General features: G+C 45.7%; 13 protein-coding genes and 3 pseudogenes. 5 read left to right on the top strand and 11 right to left on the bottom strand.

Annotated features, from left to right (window positions below):
• Positions 1–52 precede the first annotated feature (52 nt).
• Together QT992_RS21415 and QT992_RS21410 are read right to left on the bottom strand one after the other, a co-directional pair.
• A complete protein-coding gene (locus QT992_RS21415; RefSeq protein WP_333340263.1) occupies positions 53–1,192 on the bottom strand; it encodes a transposase in 1,140 nt (379 codons plus the stop codon).
• A pseudogene (locus QT992_RS21410) lies at positions 1,134–1,739 on the bottom strand (IS607 family transposase); the annotation flags it as partial. The gene QT992_RS21415 and the pseudogene QT992_RS21410, both read right to left, overlap by 59 nt.
• Before the next feature lie 196 nt (positions 1,740–1,935).
• Between QT992_RS21410 and QT992_RS21405 the strand changes: the two are divergent.
• Positions 1,936–2,772, top strand: a complete 837-nt coding sequence (locus QT992_RS21405) for a stomatin-like protein (RefSeq protein ID WP_333315362.1) — start codon at positions 1,936–1,938, stop codon at positions 2,770–2,772.
• On the opposite strand, the gene folP is transcribed toward QT992_RS21405, so the two are convergent.
• From folP to QT992_RS21375, 6 genes are all read right to left on the bottom strand, one after another.
• A complete protein-coding gene (gene folP / locus QT992_RS21400) occupies positions 2,763–3,632 on the bottom strand; it encodes a dihydropteroate synthase (RefSeq protein ID WP_333340232.1) in 870 nt (289 codons plus the stop codon). The genes QT992_RS21405 and folP overlap by 10 nt on opposite strands.
• A 352-nt stretch (positions 3,633–3,984) precedes the next feature.
• Positions 3,985–4,545, bottom strand: coding sequence for a Uma2 family endonuclease (locus QT992_RS21395; protein WP_333321648.1), 561 nt, complete (start codon positions 4,543–4,545; stop codon positions 3,985–3,987).
• Between the two features lie 222 nt (positions 4,546–4,767).
• A complete protein-coding gene (gene tpiA / locus QT992_RS21390; RefSeq protein ID WP_445251179.1) occupies positions 4,768–5,493 on the bottom strand; it encodes a triose-phosphate isomerase in 726 nt (241 codons plus the stop codon).
• 68 nt (positions 5,494–5,561) lie between these two features.
• Positions 5,562–5,747 carry a PCP reductase family protein gene (locus tag QT992_RS21385; RefSeq protein ID WP_006633749.1) on the bottom strand — a complete coding sequence of 62 codons (186 nt, stop codon included), beginning with the start codon at positions 5,745–5,747 and terminating at the stop codon, positions 5,562–5,564.
• Positions 5,748–5,847: 100 nt separating this feature from the next.
• On the bottom strand, positions 5,848–6,513 hold the full coding sequence (locus tag QT992_RS21380; protein ID WP_333377676.1) for a hypothetical protein: 666 nt from the start codon (positions 6,511–6,513) through the stop codon (positions 5,848–5,850).
• Positions 6,446–6,802 (bottom strand): hypothetical protein, encoded by a 357-nt coding sequence (locus QT992_RS21375; RefSeq protein ID WP_333342015.1) that lies wholly within the window; start codon positions 6,800–6,802, stop codon positions 6,446–6,448. The genes QT992_RS21380 and QT992_RS21375 overlap by 68 nt, the downstream gene beginning before the upstream one ends.
• A 157-nt stretch (positions 6,803–6,959) precedes the next feature.
• Here QT992_RS21375 and QT992_RS21370 point away from each other — a divergent pair.
• From QT992_RS21370 to QT992_RS21355, 4 genes and pseudogenes are all read left to right on the top strand, one after another.
• Positions 6,960–7,138 (top strand): annotated as a pseudogene (locus QT992_RS21370) (IS701 family transposase); the annotation flags it as partial.
• Between the two features lie 626 nt (positions 7,139–7,764).
• Positions 7,765–8,778 (top strand): PleD family two-component system response regulator, encoded by a 1,014-nt coding sequence (locus tag QT992_RS21365; RefSeq protein WP_333377673.1) that lies wholly within the window; start codon positions 7,765–7,767, stop codon positions 8,776–8,778.
• 18 nt (positions 8,779–8,796) lie between these two features.
• Positions 8,797–9,201: a hemerythrin family protein gene (locus tag QT992_RS21360; protein WP_333377670.1), complete on the top strand. Its 405-nt coding sequence runs from the start codon at positions 8,797–8,799 to the stop codon at positions 9,199–9,201.
• A gap of 150 nt (positions 9,202–9,351) precedes the next feature.
• The gene (locus QT992_RS21355; RefSeq protein WP_333377667.1) at positions 9,352–15,363 is read left to right on the top strand and encodes a response regulator; all 6,012 of its coding nucleotides are present in this window, start codon (positions 9,352–9,354) and stop codon (positions 15,361–15,363) included.
• Between the two features lie 459 nt (positions 15,364–15,822).
• Here QT992_RS21355 and QT992_RS21350 read toward each other — a convergent pair whose 3' ends face one another.
• From QT992_RS21350 to QT992_RS21340, 3 genes and pseudogenes are all read right to left on the bottom strand, one after another.
• The gene (locus QT992_RS21350; RefSeq protein WP_333321662.1) at positions 15,823–19,680 is read right to left on the bottom strand and encodes a GAF domain-containing protein; all 3,858 of its coding nucleotides are present in this window, start codon (positions 19,678–19,680) and stop codon (positions 15,823–15,825) included.
• Positions 19,681–20,245: 565 nt separating this feature from the next.
• A complete protein-coding gene (gene psbC, locus QT992_RS21345) occupies positions 20,246–21,625 on the bottom strand; it encodes a photosystem II reaction center protein CP43 (RefSeq protein ID WP_333321664.1) in 1,380 nt (459 codons plus the stop codon).
• A 156-nt stretch (positions 21,626–21,781) separates the two neighbouring features.
• A pseudogene (locus QT992_RS21340) lies at positions 21,782–21,922 on the bottom strand (photosystem II D2 protein (photosystem q(a) protein)); the annotation flags it as partial.

The following is a 21,922-nucleotide window of genomic DNA, read 5'->3' as shown; positions in this document are numbered from 1 at the left end:
TCGGAGCCGATGGGGCCCACCCGATGAAATAGTTAGTTATTAACAGATACATTTAACCCGGCAATTCCCGGAAGTCCGAGATTGCTGAGTATGGTAAGACTTGGAAATCAGCAAGAATTCCAGTCAAAGAGGTATCTCTCAAAGCTTTCAACAAAATGTTAAAAGCGCCATTGGTATCCCGGTCTAGTTTGTGACCGCAGGAGGGGCAAGCAAAATGCTTTTTGCCTCCTAGTTTTGTATGAATGTGACCGCACTTTGAACAGGTCTTAGATGTATACTCTTCTGTTACGTCTACTACAACACAACCATGTTTGGCTGCTTGATGCTTCAACGTTTTTTTGAATTTATAGTGACTCAAAGTCACCATCGCTCTAGCTGTTTTCGCAGTCAGGCGACGCTTGCCTTTCTTCACCATCTGCTGAGTCTCGAAAGTCGGCAGAAAGATTACCTTGTATTTGTCACACAGATATTTCGCCGTTTTTTTGTGCAATTCAGAAACCAAATTAAAAATTTGGTTTCTGATTTTAGATGCAGCTTTTCTCAAGCAATAGCGAAGTCGTTTAAAACTTCTCCCCTTGCTGTTGCCGATTCGACTCATTATTTTATCTAGATGCCTAGCAAGACGGTAGATTCTGCCAATATCATACTTGCCCACCTCTAGTACCTCCTGCCCGTCGAAACCCGTCATAAAAGTTCTTACACCGGGGTCGAGTGCCACAGCCAGTCTTGAGTCTGTCGCAGCAGGCTTGCTTTCCTTGACTGCATAACTTACAAACCACTGACCGTTAATTAAGCTTAGGCTTGGCTCGTGCTGCATGACATCCAAAATTGGTTCTGCTGACTTAAAGCTTAAGCCTTTGGTCCCTTGAGGGTAAAACGTACTTGATTTCCAGTTGTCAGTTTGAAATCTAATGGTTTGAGACGTATCTCGACAGGTTCTGAATTTAGCTGAACCTCCCGACTTTTTAGCAGCTTTGTGGGCTTCAAATGCTTGAAATACTGCTAGCTGTCTGGGATTGTAAGGTTGTAGTTTTACCCAATCTGGCGCGCTATCCATAATCTGCTTTCGCAGAGCGTATTTACCAATTTTCTGGGTTTTGAGGATAGCAATTGCTTGGTTGTAACACCACCGACTAGCAGCTATCCAAGTTCTCCAGGTTGCTGCTAATTTCGTTTCCGGGTAAACTCGGATCTTCTTTGATAGTAGATTTGTACTTGCGGAGTCCGTACAATCGGCAACTGAATACGTGGATGATGGCAAGGATATCTTCAATGATTTCTCTTTCTGGAGATAGTTCTGTGCGACCGAGAACCACGAGTTTGCAATCGTTTTGTTCGCACACCCCTCTGATGAGGTCACAACCAAACCTTGCGAGTCGGTCAAGGTGGCAGACCACAATTGGGCTGATAGTTCCTGACATGACTTGTCCCAAAAGGGCAAGAAGACTTTTTCTTTTGAAATTGAGTCCCCCTCCGATATCTTTGAAGACTTGGCCTTGCGGGTAGATTCCTTGGAGGTAGCTGATTTGTCGGTTGAGGTCTTCTTTTTGTGTGGCCCTGCTAACTCGGCAGTAGAGGGCGGTGATTCTTGGATGGAGTCCGTCACTGAACACTGAGTCAATGTCGTAACGTCGCTGGTTGGTAGGAGTTCTAATTGTCTTGATTTTCCCTGCTTCGTCCCAGTTTCTAAGGGTCTTTTGGGAAACCCAGAGGAGTTTACAGGCTTCTCGGGGGGTGACTCAAGCGAGTCATGATGGTTGTTTTTTGCTGGCATCTCCTATGGTATCCTGTTTGGTCGGGTTGTTCCGGGAATTTACAAAAAATAATTTACCTTGTCGCAACAGTCGAGATATTTTAGCACTGTGGGGTCGAGTTTGAGTTAAATTAGAGTAGAATTCCGATCGATTCTCAGTCAACCTTAGCAGGAAAATAGAAATGGGGCAGTCTATTCTTACCATGCTCTTTGCGCTCATCCTCGGCTACGCTGTTAACTCAAGCGTCAAAATAGTCAGCGGTGGCGACGAAGCTTTAGTGGAACGTTTGGGTCAATACAAGCGCACCCTCAAGCCAGGATTCCACTTTATCAGTCCCCTGGTCGAAAAAGTCGTCTGCGTGGACACAAGCCGTGAAAGAGTTTTAGACATTAAACCTCAGTCAGCAATCACGGGAGATAATGTGGCTCTCGAAGTCGATGCCGTTGTGTATTGGCGGGTTGTGAATTTACAGAAAGCTTATTATGGAATCGATCAAATTGAAAATGCGATCGCCAACTTAGTTTTAACGACGTTTCGCGCTGAAATTGGTCGATTGCCCATGCAAGACATCTTGGGTTCCCGAGATGACATGAATAAAAAGTTACTCAAGAAGTTGGACGAAGCTACCGAAACTTGGGGTGTCAAAGTAATTCGGGTAGAAATTCAAAGCATTACACCTCCGAAAAGGGTGCAAGAAGCTATGGAATTGGAGCGCGCTACCAAGAGCGAGTGGCAAGCAATGGTCAATAAGGCGATCGGCACTAAGGAGTATATGAGGCTCTTAGTTGAAGCTTTAGACTCCCATCCCAATAGCAAGCAAGTTTTGAATTACTTAGTAACCGAAAAATACTTAGAGGCTCAACAAAAATTGGGCGAAAGCGACAATGCCAAAATTCTGTTTATGGACCCCCGCAGCATGAGCGAAGCTCTGGGCGAGCTGATGGGTTCTATGCCCGATGTGATTCATTCTGAGGGCGGGGAAATAAAAGTTATTGAGACTCCGACTTCTCAAGACTGATTCCTGAAGATAGCGTCGGCAACCAGACAAACATCGTGCATTTCTCTGACATCGTGAACTCGCAAGATATCTGCCAAATTTGCGATCGCACCTGTACAAGCCGCCGCTGTCCCCCAAACTCTTTGTTTCGCTTCTGGCTGATTCAAAATGTGACCGATGAAGCTTTTTCGCGATACTCCGACTAAAATCGGACAGTTTAAAACACGGAATTTTCGCAACTCTCGCAGAATTTCTAAGTTTTGACTGTAATTCTTAGCAAAGCCAATACCAGGGTCGAGAATTATTTGAGATTTGTCAATCCCCGCAGCAACTGCTGCCGCAATTCGACTCTCGAAAAATTCCCCAATTTCCCCGATTAAATCGCGATAATCTGTCAGTTGTTGCATCGTCTGGGGAGTTCCCCGAATGTGCATCAAAATTATTGGCACATTTAACTGAGCAACGGTTGACAGCATTTCCGAGTCAAAAGTAGCTCCCGAAATATCGTTAATTATATCCGCTCCCGCCTCAACCGCAGCTTTCGCAACCTGCGCTCTGGTAGTATCGACCGAAATAGGAACTGAGCCAAAAATATCGGCTTTTTGTCGCAGTATTTGTACTACAGGTATAACGCGATCGATCTCCTCTGAATAGGATATTTCCACTGCACCGGGCCGAGTAGATTGACCGCCAATATCAATAATATCTACCCCCGACTTTACCATATTTTCCGCTTGCGCTAAAGCAGATTCTATGGTATAGAAATCTCCGCCGTCGCTAAAACTGTCAGGGGTAACATTCAAAACGCCCATTAAATAAGTGCGTTTTCCCCACTCGAAAGCTTGATTTCTAATGGTAATTTTTTCTGGGTTATGTGTCATATCACCTCCTCATATCATGTCCGATCGATTAACCATAATATCCCGGTCGGGGCGGGTTTTTGAGATTGTCAATTATTGGCAGATATTGTTGGCTCACGGGCCCCTACAAAAATCGCGGTCGCTCGACCGGACATGATATCCATCGGGAGCATCTCAGTTTTGTAAAAAGCATTTTTTTTATTGTAGTGCGAGCGTCCCCGCTCGCGTATTGTACAATACGCGAGCGGGGACGCTCGCACTGTAAATGCAAAACTGAGATGCTCCCATATCCATCGGCGATTGAAATCGCTTCTTGTAAAACGAAATGCTTCTCTAAAAGACGCAAGAATAAAGCAGAAGCGCCATTCTTAATTCAACCAAAACTCAACCAGCTAAAAACAGTATCAACTGTCAATTCTAATTCAATTTTATCAATTATTGGCAACAGAGCAGCACCTTTATACAGTTCTACTTTTTGTCCGGGAAATACTGCCAAAATACTCTCTTCTTCTGGATCTAGTAACCACCCCAACTCAGTGCCGTTTCGCGAACAGTGGAGTAAATTACTCAGCACTTTTGTTTGGCTTTGGTTTGGAGAGAGAATTTCTATCGACCAGTCGGGATTAATGTCAAAGCGGTTAGCAATTCTACCAGACGGCAAAAAAGGAATTCTTTCCCATCGGAATACTGCTACATCTGGCACGATTGATGCCCCGCCAAAAGTGCAGCGCAACTCGGGAAAAGCATTGGCAATTTTCCGAGTTTTCGCTACTTGATTGATAGTCTTGCAGAGCTCACCTTGAAGTACGCTGTGTTCACCTTGAGGCCTGGGCTTCTGAATGATTTGTCCCTCAAGAAATTCTGAGGCCGGTTCAGTTTCAGGAAGTTTGAGGAACTCGTCTAAGGCGGGTTTGGGTTTAACGATCGCAGTCATAGGTTAATTCTCCCGATCCGAGAAACACTGAACGGCACATCACAATTGTAGGCGATCGCTCTTTAATTCCCGCTGCCCTTGTTGCACTTACCTCTTAGCAATTACCTAAGCTGTTCTGCATTTAAATGGTATGTCAAAAAATTTTAAAGTCTTGTGGGGTGGGCGTCCCGCCCGCCCTCAATCTACAATTTAAATGCGCGACAGCTTATTAGCAACTACCTATTACTGATAATTAACAATTCGATCGAAGCTAGCAGCTTCCAAACTCGCACCGCCTACCAGAACCCCGTCAATCTCAGGCATCGCCATAACTTCATCAATATTCTCCGGTTTAACAGAGCCACCGTACTGAATTGGCACGTCAGGATTAGTCAATTTACTGCGAATCAAACCAATAACTCGGTTAGCTTCCTTAGCTTCGCAAGTATCGCCAGTGCCGATCGCCCAAATAGGCTCGTAAGCAATGACCAACTTATTTTGGTCAACATCAACCAAATCTTTTGCCAACTGAGAAAAAATGTGAGCTTCTGTTTCGCCTGCATCTCGCTGCTGCTTGGTTTCCCCAACGCACAGAATCGGAATTAAATCGTATTTCTGAGCAGCTTTCAGCCGCAAATTCACCGTTTCGTCAGTTTCCCCAAAATATTGGCGCCGCTCGCTGTGGCCGATGATGACATAGCGCACACCAAGTTCACTCAGCATTGGCCCGGAAATTTCCCCAGTAAAAGCTCCAGACTCTTGCCAGTGGACGTTCTGAGCACCGAGTCTGATCCGGCTGCCGTGCAAATTTTTCGAGAGGACAGCCAAGGAAGTGAAGGGAACGCAAAGCACGACTTCCCGTTCCTCTGGGGTTTCCGTCAGGCAGGACATGAATCCTTGAAGAAACTCTAGGGATTCTGCCCTAGTTTTGTACATTTTCCAGTTGCCAGCTATAACTATTTTCCGCACTATTTCTTTAAGTCCTTGTCCTTACAACGCAATTTATAGTCTAAAGCTTTAGCGTACCTTTCGATCCTTCATTGCCCAAACTCGATTCGAGCTTGCTCAACTAAGTCAACGGTGACGACTTCGGTTTCGGCTTCGCGGGCCAACTGCTCGATGCGGACGCGAGCTTGTCCCCGGACAAAATAGGGAATATTTTTCAGCTTCGCCTTGGCTTCTGGTGTCCATTTTAGATCGTCGGAAAATTCGGAATCGGGCATGGCGTTTTGAGCGATCGACTACAAGCCTTCATGTATCAGGCTTTGATGGAAAGCCTGGATCTATTAAATTTACCACGAGTTGCGATCGCCCCACACCTTCTCACTCGGCCTTAAATTTGTTGCCTAAAATCGCCGACGCCTCTTGTAAAAGCTGATTCTGCTCTTCTCGAATTGCCTCCAACCTTGTCAAAATATTAGCAAGTCGTTCCTGAGACTCCAAACTGTTTGATTCAACTCCCCTCAATTGTAAAGCTGAATTATTGTTGTATTCTAGATTCTTTGAAACCAAGGAGTTTACAGCCACTCCACCGAAATTACTTACAGATTTAGAGCCAAAACTCAAAACCCCTTGCATAAATTTTACAGGGCTTTGCAGAATAAATAACCAGCCTTTTGCAAACAAGCTACCTAAAGCCTGAAAAAAACCTAAGATACTCAATATAAATAGCAGCAAAATTGCTAAAGATACCAAGGGGTGATTCACCAACCAGAAGACGAGAGGGTGAGAAGCAATCCAATCTTTAATATTACCATTGATAGCACTTTGGATGGCATTTGAAGCGGCATCGCTCATATTTCCCGCCTTGTTAATGCTATCTTCTAATGAAGCCTTAGCCTTTTCTGTAGCTTGATTTACACTTTCTACAGCTTGGCTAGTGCTTTGATTCAGAGTATTGACCGCAGAGTTAGTAGTTTGATTAATCGTTTCTTTCTTCTGTTGCCGCAGAGTGAGAAACAGCATCAACAGCTTTGTTGGTACTTTCACTGACGCGACTAACTGCTTGATTCGTGACTTCCGATATAGAAAGTCTCGCTTTTTCTGTTTTCTCCGCTACAGTACCTAAAGCATTGTTCGTAGCTTGATTAACAGTATTAACGGCTGAATTCGTAGTTTGAGTCAGAGCTTCTTTTGCCTGAGACGCAGTTTCGGAGAGAGAATATTTAGCTTCTGAAACAGAATTCACTGCTTTTCCGACTTGTTCCGTCCAAACTTCTTTCGTTTTTTGAACGCTTTGAGAAAAATTTTGAGAAAAATCAGGGAGTGCTACTGCCATAGTAAGTGATCTCCATCAAGTTAATTTACTCTTTCCCAGGGGTTATAGTATAGCTTCTATTTTTAAGAGTGGGACTTTAGCTAAAAATTGAGCGAGAAATAGAGCTAAGATATATAGAGTCAACTTTTGAGGTTAGTCTCTTTCCTGATGGAATCTGATGAGAGAAAGAGTTTGGACATCCATGCCCCCATGCTTTGAAAGATTGTGCCAACGCTTTGACGATGTGTTCCCGACTCAAGCCCAAAGACAGGAGTTTAGACACTATCTGGGGGGATTATTGGGAGGAAGGAGAGAAAAAACCTATCCCAGCTCGCGCCAAACGCTGTAGATGTTTCTTAATAAAGCTTACGCCTTTTTGCAGTCAGAGCTTCCTGGTGCGAACAAACGCTCACCCAAGGGCGAAGCTATAGGTGATAAGCTGTTCAGCATTTAAATAGAATGTCAACACACAATCTAAGTCTTGTGGGGAGTAGGGGTTGGGCCTAAGAGCCCGCCCTGAATATGCAATTTAAATGCGTGACAGCTTAGTGTGACAATCAGATGTATTCCCTAAAAATAGATCGGACGATCGCTCAAAGATGAGGCAGGAATTTGATGCACATGAAAAAGGCTGAATTAAGTTGAAAAATATAGCATATTGTCCCAGCGACGATCGCGCGATAACTGGCGATCGTTCGTCAAAGCTCGCTCGGCGTTGTAAAAACTGTTTAACGCCCCCAAAAATAATTACATATTTACAAAAATTAGCGCGAGTTACCAGACTTTCTATCTCCCAAAAAAAGCGATAAATTTTAAGTAGACTGTGGTTGGTGGTTTAACAAACCCGACGCTGCCTAAGATGTTGTTGCGGAAGCTTAGCTGGTGTATAATTTATGACATATTTGCCCAATTTTCACTTTCTATCTCAAGCTCAAAATATGCTACGCTAAAATGTTTGCAGAGCTTAAGATACACCCTGACGTATGTATCAATCATTAGAAGACTCAGCCATTTCGACCAACCCATCTACGGCACCGTCCCCTCTAATTCTCATTGTGGATGACGATGCCTTGATTCGTTTGCAACTCCGACTGTATTTACAGAAAGAAAAATACCGCGTGGCCGAAGCTACTGATGGGTTGACAGGGCTAGTAGCTTATGAGGAAGTACATCCAGACCTGATCCTGCTAGATGCAGTGATGCCTACTATGGATGGTTTTGCTTGTTGTCAAAAATTATCTGAAGTGCCTGAGAGCGATCGCCCACCTATTTTGATGATTACTAGCTTAGAAGACAAAGAATCTGTCGATCGAGCGTTTGCAGCGGGAGCGGCTGACTATATCACTAAGCCGATTCACTGGGCTGTTCTGCGACAGAGAGTGCGACGGTTGATTAAGCAATTCCACTTGCAACAGCAACAAACCCTACTTTACAACCAGCTAGAGGCCGCCAATCGACAATTAAAATACCTCGCGTCAATTGACGGTTTGACTCAGATTGCCAATCGCCGTCAGTTTGACCAACAGCTAGAGGAGGAGTGGCGACGCATGACGAGGCAGCAAACTCCTTTGTCACTGATTTTGTGTGATATCGATTTCTTCAAGCCTTACAACGATACTTATGGACACCAAGCAGGGGATCTATGTTTACAGCAAGTTGCGACAGCTCTCAATCGCAGTATTAATCGACCGGGAGATTTAGTAGCACGTTATGGAGGTGAAGAATTTGTAGTTATTTTAGCCGACACAGAGCTTGAGGGCGCCGTCCAAATCGTTAAGCAAATGCAGGCTCGCATCCAAGCTTTAGCAATAGTCCATAAGAGATCTCCGCATCATTGTATTACGCTCAGCTTCGGTATAACCAGTGTGATTCCTAACCAAGAAAACTTACCAGAAACTTTAATTACTGCTGCCGATGCAGCCCTTTATCAAGCCAAAGACCAAGGCCGTAATACTTTTTGTACCAACATTCATACAGTTAATGAATTCACCCGTTAAATCATAAGGGTAAAAACTATGCCTCTCGTCATTTGGAATGATTCGTTAACTATTGGTATTCCCGAAATTGACCGCCAGCATAAACAATTGATCGCTCAACTCAATACCTTAGTGGATGCCATGTTGGCAAACCGTGGAAAGGAAGAAATAAAAGATATTGTATATTTTTTAGACTTGTATGTAGGACAACACTTCGGCTTTGAAGAAAATTGTATGCAAAGATACAAATGCCCAGTTGCATCTAACAATGCAGCGGCGCATACCAAATTTATTAAAACACTGAGTGAAGTTAAACAAGAGCTACAAACCAAAGGATCGAGCCTTTCCTTAGCCATTAAGGTTAATGAACAATTGCTAGATTGGTTCGTGAACCATATTAAAAAAGTCGATCGAGAACTCAAGTCCTGCATAAGTAAGCCTTAATTTTACTCTTAAAGCTTAAATAATCGGTGGTGCGCTCTTCATGGAAAGTGTCAGGTAAATAACAGATCGGGTCTATGGCGCTTTTTTTATCGGAATCAGGTCATATTCAGCAACTAGCGATTATAAAAGTTTATGGGAGGGGCTAGCTCAATGCGTAATAAAAGATGGTTAGGTGCGATCGCCCTTCTCACTGGTGCGGGTGTTCTGGGCAACTATTTCAGTTTGTCTCTTTTCTTTGGGGTTGATTTCCTCTTTGGCAGTATTCCCATACTGATTATTACTTACTACTTCGGCTGGGGCTGGGGAGGCTTGGCTGGTCTAATTGCAGGCAGCTATACTTATATCCTTTGGCATCATCCATACGCCACGATTATTTTGGTAATTGAGGCTCTGTTTGTAGGGTTTCTTTGCAAGCGCAAACAGCCAAATATCCTTTTATTCGATGGGATTTACTGGCTGTTAATTGGAATGCCCCTCGTTTGGCTTTTCTACGGTCAAATGATGCACATGGAGGCGAATCAGACCATCCTCGTTATGTGCAAACAAGCAGTCAACGGCATTTTTAATGCCTTAGTTGCCAGTTTAATCATTTCGTATGCGCCGATTTATCGGTGGATTGGTGCTTCAAAGCATCTCGCCCTCTCTTTACAACAAACTATTTTTCATCTGTTGGTAGCTTTTGTCTTTCTTCCAGGACTGATGCTATTAGTTTTTGATGGTAGAGCCTTGGTGGGTCAAATCCAAACGACGGTGCAAACGGAGTTACGAACAAACGCAAAAAATCTCACTAGCGCAATATCTAGATGGCATCAGCGACATCTCTTAGCTTTGAATACATTAGCTGAAAAATCGCTCATGCCTGAAGCCGCCACTGCTGCTAATACAGCGATTCAATCACCAGATCAGCTACAACAAAACATTAGCCTGATCGAGCAGGTGTTGCCAGATTTCGACAAAATTTATGTGGCCGATTCATCTGGAACCATTTTAGCTACTTCTTCTCCTTTAAATCCAACCCGTCGGCGGTTGATGGAACAAAGCACGGAACATCAATCTCTAATTCCCCTGGCTCAAGAGCGGTTGAGACCTTGGACGAGTCCTATCCACAAAGATATATTAGTGGACGAACCTCATGTAGGATTGAATGTGCCCCTGCAAGTTCAAGGTAATTTTCTTGGGCTGATCCACGGTTCATTACCATTAAGCCAGATCAAATCTCTCTACATTTTCCAGAGAAACAATCAGCAAATACGCATTACATTGCTCGATCAAAACAACCGAGTCATTGCTAGTACTCAACCCGACCAAAAGCTTTTGACCACTTTTGAGGAGTCAAAGGACGGCAGCACTCGCACCTTAGAGGGAACCTTGCAGCAGTGGGTTCCTAGCAAGGGCAAGAATCCGATGATCCGTTGGAAAAATTCTCTGTATATACAGGAATTTACGATTAGCTCCGATCTGGACTGGAAATTACGGTTAGAAATTCCAGCAGCTCCCTATGTAGAAAATTTACAAAATCGCTACAAGGCTGACTTGAGTATTCTACTCCTCGTCACAATGTTGGCATTTTTGTTTGCAACGCTGGTTAGCGAACGACTGGTCAAGCCATTATCCTATTTAGCTCGTGCGACTACTGACTTACCCAACAAGCTTTCAGAAGAAACATTTGAATGGAAACATAGCTCTGTTACTGAAATCAATGACCTTGCTCGCAATTTTCAATTGATGGGGCTCGTACTCAATCAAAAATTTAGGGAGATTCAACACGCCAACGCTACATTAGAACACCGGGTTCAAGAACGAACGCAAAAATTATCCAGAATCAATCGATCTCTCAAAGGTGAAATTAAGAGACGCAAACAAGCCGAAACTGAACTAAGAACAAGAGAGGCGGCGATACGCGCTTTATATGAAGTCACTGCTACCCAAAATCTCAATTTTGAGCAGCGCATCCAAGCGTTGATTGACATGGGATGTCAGAATTTGGCGCTTGAAACTGGCATCTTGGGTCGCGTGCAAGATAACCGTTATGAGGTGATGGTTGTGGGATCGCCTGATGAAGTCCTGAAACCAGGTGATGTCTTTGATATTAAGCAAACTTTGTGCTGTGAAACTTTAGACACAGATGAACCAGTAACCATCCAACATACAGGCACCTCAAAATTTCGTTCCCATCCTGCCTATCTTGCCTTTGGCATGGAAGCTTATATTGGAATACGAGTTTTAGTTGCAGGCAAAGTCTACAGTACCCTCAGCTTTTCTAGTAAATCTCCCCGTGCAGACAGCTTTAAATCTGCCCATCTGGAATTACTGAAGCTGATGGCTCAGTGGATTGGTAGTGAAATCAAACGGCATCAGGCAGAAGTCGCTCTGCAAGCGAGTGAAGAGCGGTGGGAACTCGCCCTACGCGGTAGTAATGATGGGGTATGGGATTGGAACGTCAACACTAATGAAGTATTCTTCTCGGCTCGCTGGAAAGAAATGTTGGGCTACGAAGACCATGAAATTCCCCATCACCTTGACGAATGGAGCAAGCGGGTGCATCCCGACGATCTCGGTGGCGTCTTGCAAATAATTCAAGATCACTTTGAGGGCAAAACTTCCTTTTATATTACAGAACATCGAGTTCTTTGTAAGGATGGGAGCTACAAGTGGATTCTGGCTCGAGGGCAGGCGCTTTCGGATGAAGCGGGCAAAGTTGTCCGTATGACTGGTTCTCAGAGCGATATTACCGATCGCAAAAACTTAGAGCAGGAAATTCAAGCCAGAGAGCAATTATTGAATGCTTTCTTTAAAGGAGCTTCCCTAGCAGGGGTGGGGCTGTGTATCCACGATCGGCAGTTGAGATTTTTACAAATCAATGAGGCACTAGCTGAATTTAATGGCCCCTCTGTGGAGGCTCACTTAGATAAGACAACCGATGAGATTTTGGGGGAATTTGCTCCTGGTGTGAATCCACTATTACAACAGGTTTTAGCAACTGGAAAACCTTCCATCAACTTGGAAATTAGCAAAGAAGTATCCAGTCAAACGGGTGCCAAGCGCCACTGGCTCGTTTCTCACTTTCCCATTTTTAAGGATGCAGAGCAGCCTGTAGCAGTGGGTTGCATTCTAATTGAAATTAGCGATCGCAAACGAGCCGAAGCAGAACTGCAACAAATGAGTGCGGCGCTAGAAAATGCCGTGGCAGGCATTTCTCGGATTGACCCTCAAGGACGCTATATCTCTGTCAATGTGACTTATGCTGCCATCTGCGGATATCAGCCTGAAGAACTGCTAGGGAGGGAGTGGCAAAACACCGTTCATCCTGAAGATGTTGAGAAGATGGTGGCTGCTTATGAGCAAATGTTGAGAGACGGCAGAGTCGAAGCGGAAGCTAGGGGAATGCGAAAAAATGGCTCTAGCTTCTATAAACAACTGGTGATGGTCTCTACTTATGACGAGCAAAATGTCTTTGTGGGGCATCACTGCTTCATGAAGGATATTACCGATCGCAAGGAGGCAGAAGAAGCACTACAGCGACAGTTGCAAAAAGCCCTACTGCTGAAGCAAATTACCCAAGAAATTCGTCAAAGCCTCAATGCTCAGCAGATATTTGAAACGGCTGCTATTGAGATTGGGCAAACTTTTGGAGTCAGTCGCTGCTTAATTAGCACATACCAGGACAATCCACTGCCTCAGTTTCCTGTCGTTGCAGAGTATCTAGGAGTGGGATATGGGCCCAGCGGGGAGCATGACCTTCTGGCGGCCAGTCCTGCTTATACAAAACGGTTGATGGCTCAAGATGAAGCGCTCGCCTCCCCAGATGTCTACTGCGATTCATTGCTGATCTGTGCTCATTCAATTTGTACCAGTCTCAATTTGAGATCGACATTAGCAGTGCGAACCTCTTACCAAGGAGAACCGAATGGTGCCATTTGTTTGCACCAGTGCGATCGCTACCGTAATTGGACTGCCGATCAAGTGGAGTTGCTAGAATCAGTGGCGACTCAAGTAGGAATTGCCCTAGCTCAAGCCCAATTACTAGAGCAAGAAACTCGACAACGAGAAGAATTAACTCTGAAAAACTTTGCCCTGGAGCAAACTAGACGGGAAGCAGAAGCAGCGAGCCGAGCCAAAAGTGAGTTTCTGGCGATGATGAGCCATGAAATTCGCACTCCCATGAATGCGGTTATTGGTATGACGGGACTACTGCTGGATACAGAACTCAAGGCTCAACAGCGAGACTTTATCGAGACGATTCGCAATAGTGGGGATACCCTCCTGAGTATCATCAACGACATCCTGGACTTCTCCAAAATTGAGTCGGGCAAGCTGGAGCTAGAAATACATCCCTTGAGCTTGAGAGATTGCATAGAAGGTGCGATCGACCAACTTGCAGTTAAAGCAGATGAGAAGGATATTGAGTTGGGCTACCTCATCCAGCCTCAGACTCCTAAGTTCATTTTGGGTGATGTCACCCGTCTCCGTCAGATTCTAGTTAACTTGCTCAACAATGCGATTAAGTTTACTGAAACTGGGGAAGTTACCATTTCCGTAGAAGCCTCTCTAGTTGATTCGGACAAAACAATTTCTGAACGAGAGAACTTGTCAGAAAGCTTGTACGAAATCCAGTTTGCCATTCAAGACACAGGCATTGGTATTCCAGCCAACCGGCTCGATCGACTGTTCAAGTCTTTTAGTCAAGTAGATGCTTCGACGACTCGGCAGTATGGAGGGACTGGTTTAGGTCTGGCGATTAGTAAGCGACTTACTGAAACTATGAACGGCACGATCTGGGTTGAGAGCGGAGGCCACGTCGGAGGAACCCCTTCACCAAAATGGCAAGCAGCTAAGCTTAATCGAGTCACAATGGGTTCTACCTTCTACTTCACGATTGTCGCATCCTCTGTTGCTACTGAGTTAGCAGAACCGATGGAAATGCTACCAGAACTATCTGGCAAGCGTTTATTAATAGTGGATGACCAGCCCACTAACCGACAAATTCTGACGTTGCAAGCAGAGAGTTGGGGGATGCAGAGTCTGGCTGCCCCATCGGCTGCGGAAGCGCTCAACTGGCTTGAGAGTGGAGAAGCGTTTGATCTCGCTATTTTAGATATGCAAATGCCACAAATGGACGGCCTCACACTCGCCTCAGCCATCCACCAGCATCCTAAGTGCCACCGTTTACCCCTAGTGTTGCTGACTTCAATGGGCTACCCAGAAGCGAGTTCTTCAGCGCTCTCCACCCACTTTGCCGCTTGTTTAAGCAAACCCATCAAACAATCCCAGCTCTATCAAATACTGATCCATGTGCTACAAGCTCAACCGAAAAAAGTTCAACAACAGCTCCCTATATCTGTCGAGGATGATATGAAACTTGCCCAGAGACTCCCACTGCGAATTCTTTTAGCAGAAGATCATCTGGTAAATCAGAAGGTGGCACTGCTGCTGTTAGAGCGTTTGGGATACCGGGCCGATATTGCTGCCAATGGATTGGAAGTTTTGGAAGCCCTGAATCGCCAGCCTTATGATGTAGTGCTGATGGATGTACAAATGCCAGAGATGGATGGACTAGAAGCCAGCCGTCGTATTTGCCAGCAGTGGCCGGCTCATACTCGTCCCTGGATTATTGCAATGACGGCAAATGCCATGCAGGGCGATCGCCAGGTTTGTCTTGATGCTGGCATGAATGACTATATCACTAAACCAATTCGACTAGAGGCTCTCAACCAAGCGCTGAGTCAGTGTCAACCCAACCCGGAACCGCAACAGGCCCAAAAGGAGGAATCAGATAGTAACAAGCCAAAAATTGATAGGCCAGCGGTTAACCTTACAGAACTGCAAGCCTTCTGTAGCAGCATCGATCAAGATTCAACCGAGATTTTGAGCTTGCTAGCTAACTGCTACTTGGAGGAAGGTCTAAAGTTGCTAGAAGCTATGAAATTAGCGATCGCCCAAGGGGATACTCAAGCCCTAAACCGAGCGGCCCATACCCTCAAAGGCAGTAGTGCGAATCTCAGCGCGGCTCCTCTGGCCCACCTTTGTGCCACGTTAGAAGTCATCAGTACCTCTGGTCAACTCGATCGAGCCTCCTCCCTATTTGCTCAAATCGAGGTTGAGTACGATCGTGTCAAGAATACTCTCCAACAAGAACTACAAAAAAGCGAAACTAATCTATGAAAGTCACGTGAACAAACCTGACGGTCAACTGACTACAGTTAGACCGCAGGCTTCTTTTTCCTTTTTTTTCTCAGGCTTTTTATAGTGAGGTAGTTCCACCCCCACTTGCTAATATAGTATCAGAGTATTTCCCCAGCATCTTGGGGTATAAAAGAATAATTGTCGGTTTCGGTACCGAAACCCGACGAGCCTTTCATCACGCGGGCGTAATTCCCAACGGGGTACGGGGCACAGCGCTCTGATTAATCCCCTCTAAATATACGCCCGGGACTTCCCGGCTGGTAGTTAAAAAATGGCTAATAAACTCTTTGAGCGAGGATTTTTGGACTCTTTTTAATGCTCGAATAGTTACCGATTTAGTGGCTGCCTAGCTTTATACTGTCTCCGAAGTGACAAAAGAGAGATGATGACTAATGACTAATGACTAATGACTAATGACTAATGACTAATGACTAATGACTAATGACTAATGACTAATGACTGCTGTCGAAGCGGAATCTCGATCGCAAACTCAGTACCTTTCCCCAATTCCGAATTGCATTTTAAAACGCCGCCGTGTTTCTCTACCACAATTTGGTAACTAATTGACAGTCCCAATCCAGTACCTTTTCCCACTGCCTTAGTCGTGAAAAAAGGGTCAAATATGCGTTGTCTCATAGATTCCGAAATTCCCGTACCGTTATCAGAAATCCGAATCACCGCGCTAGGAATAGTACCATTAAGTTGACCGACAGCAGTAGAGATTTTAATTTGAGGAGCTACAGATTGACCAGCGAGCAACTTGTGCGATTCCAAAGCATCGATCGCATTCCCGATTACATTCATAAACACCTGATTCAACTGTCCAGCATAACACTCAACTCGAGGCAAAATGCCGTATTCTTTCACTAGCACAATGTTTGCACCGTCCGCATTAGATTTCAGTCTGTGCTGTAAAATTAACAGCGTGCTGTCAATGCCCTCGTGAATATCAACCGCCTTCATTTGACTTTCGTCAAGACGAGAGAAATTCCTTAAAGACAGAACTATTTGACGGATGCGATCGGCTCCCACCTTCATTGACGATAGCAATTTTGGCAAATCTTCTAGCAGAAATTCCAAGTCAATATCTTCACTCAATTTGTCTATTTCAGGACTATAAGCGGGATATTGCTGCTGGTAAAGTTCCAACAAACTCAGTAAGCTAGCAGTATATTCACTAGCGTGATTGAGATTGCCGTAAATAAAATTAACTGGATTGTTAATTTCGTGAGCAATCCCGGCTACCAGTTGCCCCAAACCAGACATTTTTTCCGTTTGAATCAATTGAGCTTGAGTGTGCTGCAAATCTTTTAAACTTTGAGCGATTTGTTCTGCTTGGCGTCTGGTTTGAGCCAGCAACTCGGCTTGTTGGATAGCTACCCCTAATTGATTGGCAATCTGAGCTAAAAAGTTAACTTCTGAACTTTCCCAACAGCGGGGCCCAGAATGTTGATACGCTGTCAGCAAACCCCAAAGTTCTTTTCCTACAAAAATAGGCGCGCTCGCATAAGCCTTCACCTGAAATTGCTCTAAAATACCGACAACACACTCCGATTGGCAAACTTGATAGATATCGTCAACGGCTAGAGTTTCATTATTGGCATATCTGCCGCCTCGGTTTGACTGCAAATAAGTATCTTGCCAAACCGTACTGATACCTTCCCCTACCAATTTTATCCAGCCATCTTTCACAAACTCGGCGACATAATGGCCGCTCCAATCAGGATTAAATTGATAGACAGCAATTCTATCAACTTGCATAAACTGACAAACTTCTTGGGTTGCAGTCTTAAAAATCGCGTTGATATCGAGAGATTCTCGAATCTTGGCCACCACTTCAAACAGTATCCGCTGTTGCTCTGCTGCCCACTGCAACTCGATAGTTTGCTGCCGCGTTTTAGCAAGCAAATCTGCTTGTTCTAATGCTACGCTCAACTGAGCTCCGACTTGCGTAGCAAACTGGATTTCCGAAGTGTTCCAATTGCGGGAACTGCCGCACTGGTGCACGCACAGCAAGCCCCAGAGTTCGCTGCCATTCATCATCGGCATAATCACCTGAGCTCTAATTTGAAATTGAGCTAAAATAGCAGCGTGGCAGTCGGATAGTCCCGCCGTTTCGATATCTGGCAGCACTTGAATGCGTCCCTGGCTGTATTTATTTGCATAGTTCTCTCCCAAACAACGATCGCGAACTTTCACATCCATTGCTGAAGGAAAATCTGGCAAAACATCTTCGGTAATAAATTCGCCTTCATTAAACTTTGAACTTGGATCGAAGCGATAAATCCCAACTCTATCTGCATTTAAAATCCGCCGCAGTTCGGTAGTTGTGGTGCTAAAAATTGTATCTAAATCGAGAGATTGTCGAATCTTAGCAACTACCTCAAACAATATTCGCTCCTGCTCTGCTGCCCGCTGCAACTCAACTGCTTGCTGCTGAGTGTGAGCGAGCAAATCTGCTTGTTCTAAAGCGATGCTTAGCTGAGCGGAAATTTGGGTAGCAAACTTAATTTCGGAAGATTCCCAATTGCGGGGAGCCGAACATTGGTGTATGCACAGCAACCCCCAAAGGTGGTTGCCTTTCATAATCGGTGCAACTAAAGTAGCTTTGACCTGAAATTGCTCCAAGACTTGCTCAAAGCAATCTTGCAGTCCGGCTTGTCTGATGTCGGACATGGCGTGAACTCGCCCCTGAGAGTAGAGATTGGCGTAGTTTTCTCCAAAACAGCGATCGTGCACTTTGACTGCCATTGCTGACACAAAATCTGGCAAAACATCTTCGGACACGAATTCGCCGTCGTTAAATTCTGATGCGGCATCGAAGCGGTAAACCGCCACTCGATCGGCATTTAAAGCCCGCCGCACTTCCTGGGACATCGTGCTAAAAATCTTGTTCAAGTCGAGGGATTTCCGCATTTTTGCCACCACTTCAAACAGCACTCGCTGCTGTTTGGTCAACTGCTGTAGTTGAGCGGTGCGCTTTTGAACTTGATTTTCTAAATTTGTGTTAAGTGCCTCTATTTGTTGATCGAGTTGGTAGTGGTTAATAGCATTGGAAAAGTGGTTGCCAAAAATTAGGAGCAATTCAATTTCTTCAGCATTCCAGTCGCGAATTTGGGCAGTTTTTGACTCTTTCCACGCTTCAAAAGATATCCGAGATTGGGCGAGCCGCTCGTCGCTATCAAACTGTCTCGCCCAGAGAGTTTCGGTGTCAAATTCTTCTCTAAAAATGGTCAAGTAACCAAATATGTGCTGGCGGGTTCTGAGCGGCACGATTAAAATGCTGCGAATTTTGGTCGATCGGAATGCAGGTTGCAGGCTTCTCAAACTGCTAATTTGGTACAAGTCGGGAATTGCCCAAACCTGTTGCTCGCCGGATTTAAAATATTCGTGCCAGACGCTGTATTGCTCAACCTGCGGGTATTTGGCCGAAATTGGCATCTTCGGCCCTGAGCCGCAAGTGTAGACTGTGAGTTCGCCAGTGGAGTTATCCGAATAGGGAACTAGATTCGTAACTTTGCTGCTGTCGGAAATGAATGGCGTGGCGAAAATGCACAGCCTGCCGCCGGCTGCATCTAGTGCTGCTACCGATTCGGCCAAAGCTGTTTGGAGTTCAATCGTCGGCTGGGAGTTAAGGGCTGCGGCGACGCGGTTGACGGCAGATTCCCGTTGAGCTTTCGCCCTCGCTCTGGCGAGGAGGGTTGATTGGGCTATGGCGACGCCGAGCTGATCTGCCACCGTCTGAACGCCTTGGAGTTCGTTTTCTGTCACACTCCGGGACTCGGAGTGGTGAGATACCAACAACCCCCAGAATTCTTCGCCGTGAAAAATTGGTACTACCAAGCAAGCCTTGACGCCCAGTGCGCTCAAGTATTCAGCGTGGCAGGGGTCAACCGCGCGAAAGCGCATTTCGTCGGGCAGCAGTTGGCCGGAAACCGCCTCGCGACGCGGACTTTGGCCTAGCAGCCCGGAATCTATATCGACGATCGATCGCACCTGTAGTTGCGCGAACATTTCGCGGGCGTGAGGGGGAATATCGTCTCCTGGAAAATGCAGCCCCAATAGGGATGGCAAGCGGTTGCCGTTAATTGATTCGGCAATCACTTCACCGCTACCGTCGCTATGAAATTTGTAGATTTTTACCCTGTCTGTTCCCAAGAAGGATTGAACTTCCGCTGCTGTTGCGCTCAGAATTTCGGGTAGTTCTAGAGAGCGGCGAATGCGGTTGGCGATGCGTTCGAGCAAATTTGCTCGATCGAACCTCACCTTGACATTTTCGATCTTTAATGAGTCCATTATTAATCTTTTGCTTTCCTAGCAATAATAGTAAGCGGCCCAAAATTTTTGTGCCTGTTAAAAAATTCGGCAAGCACAGCCATTTAATAAAATATAAATATCCTGATGGCGATCGTCGATTAGTTTTGCACCTGTAGCGATCTGCCTTAAAATTGCAACTTTCCATTGCAACTTTCCATTGTGTGGGATTACAACTTTTGTACTTTAAATATAAACTTTGTACAGCCTGCCTTGCAAGCTCTTTACCCCAACGGATTAAAATTGTCAAGTTTCAAGACTTGCAGAGTCATTCACCGCCACCGATGAAGGTCGCACCGAAATATCTCAGTCCTGGATGCAAAAGCTGGCTGAGGAACGAGCTTACAGAAAGAAACAGCATGGAATTCAAAAGGTTAACTCAGAAATAGGGTTTCTACCTCTAGGATTGTATCTGCTGCTAGCGGGCTGGGAGAATGGTCGATCGACAATCCGCAGCTTTTTCAGATATGGGAGCAAAAAAAAGCTCCTGCCGTTAAGCAGGAGCCTTTTTTGATTAGACAATCAAATCAGGAATAAACTCGATCGATTAGTCTAAGTCTGGCATAGCCAGCACTGGTTCATTTTCGCGATCGATACCCTTCTCAAAGCCAGCGACAGCCGCGCGAGCGCGACCAGCGTGCCACAAGTGGCCGACCAAGAAGAAGAAACCCACCACGAAGTGGAAACAGGCCAACCAAGAACGAGGAGACGTGAAGTTAAACGAGTTAACTTCAGTTGCCACGCCGCCCACAGAGTTCAAAGAACCCAAAGGAGCGTGAGTCATGTACTCAGCCGCGCGGCGAGCTTGCCAAGGCTGAATATCGTTTTTGATTTTGTTCAAGTCCAAACCGTTAGTACCGCGCAGGGGTTCCAACCAAGGGCCTTGGAAATCCCAGAAACGCATCGTTTCACCGCCGAAAATGATTTCGCCAGTAGGAGAGCGCATCAGGTACTTACCCAGACCGGTAGGGCCTTGTGCAGAGCCGACGTTAGCACCCAAGCGTTGGTCGCGGATCAGGAAGGTCAAAGCTTGTGCTTGAGAAGCTTCCGGGCCCGTCGGGCCGTAAAATTCGCTAGGGTAAGCAGTGTTGTTGAACCAGACAAAGCAGGCGGCGATGAAACCCATCAGGGACAAAGCGCCCAAGCTGTAAGACAGGTAAGCTTCACCAGACCAGATTAAGGCGCGGCGAGCCCAGCCGAAAGGCTTGGTCAAAATGTGCCAAACACCGCCACCGATACAAATCAGGCCAACCCAGATGTGACCGCCGATGATATCTTCCATGTTGTTGACGCTGACAATCCAGCCTTCGCCACCAAAAGGAGAGCGAGTCAAGTAGCCAAAAATCACAGCCGGATTCAGAGTGGGGTTCGTGATAATACGCACGTCGCCGCCGCCCGGAGCCCAAGTGTCATAGACACCGCCGAAGAACATGGCTTTAGCTACCAGCAGCAAAGCGCCGCATCCCAACAGAATCAGGTGGTAGCCGATGATGTTGGTCATCTGGTTCTTGTCTTTCCAGTCGTAGCCGAAGAACGAAGAGTATTCTTCGAGAATTTCCGGGCCGCGAACGGCGTGATAAATGCCGCCCAAACCGAGAACAGCAGATGAAATCAAGTGAAGAACGCCAACGACGAAGAACGGGAAGATATCAGTGACTTCACCGCCGGGGCCTACGCCCCAACCCAAAGTAGCGACGTGGGGCATCAAAATTAAGCCCTGTTCGTACATGGGCTTTTCTGGGATAAAGTGAGCGACTTCAAACAAAGTCATTGCACCGGCCCAGAACACGATCAAACCAGAGTGAGCGACGTGGGCGCCCAGCAGTTTGCCGGAGAGATTGATTAAACGAGCGTTGCCAGACCACCAAGCGAACCCGGAGGATTCTTGGTCGCGACCGCTTGCGTAGGAATTAGAGAGCGTTACCACCCGGTAGAACCTCCAACGATTTTAGATTTTGGATTTTGGGTTTTTTTGTTCCCCAGTAGGACACGGGAGTACCGCACCTGCGCCGGGGAATTGGGATTTGGATTTCAGATTAATTTAAAAAAATAAAATTAATCTGAAATCCAAATCCTGATTTTTTTAAAGTGCGTTACCGCGAGGCAGAACTTCTTCAGGGAAGATGAAGTTTTCGTGGGGTTGGTCAGTCGGAGCCATCCAAGCACGAATGCCTTCGTTAAGCAGAATGTTCTTAGTGTAGAACGTTTCAAACTCAGGATCTTC

The organism is Microcoleus sp. T3_D1, from assembly GCF_036700405.1.
GTDB lineage: Bacteria > Cyanobacteriota > Cyanobacteriia > Cyanobacteriales > Microcoleaceae > Microcoleus.
The sequence above is the reverse complement of the archived record's forward strand: the minus strand, read 5'-3'. Positions and strand labels throughout refer to the sequence as shown.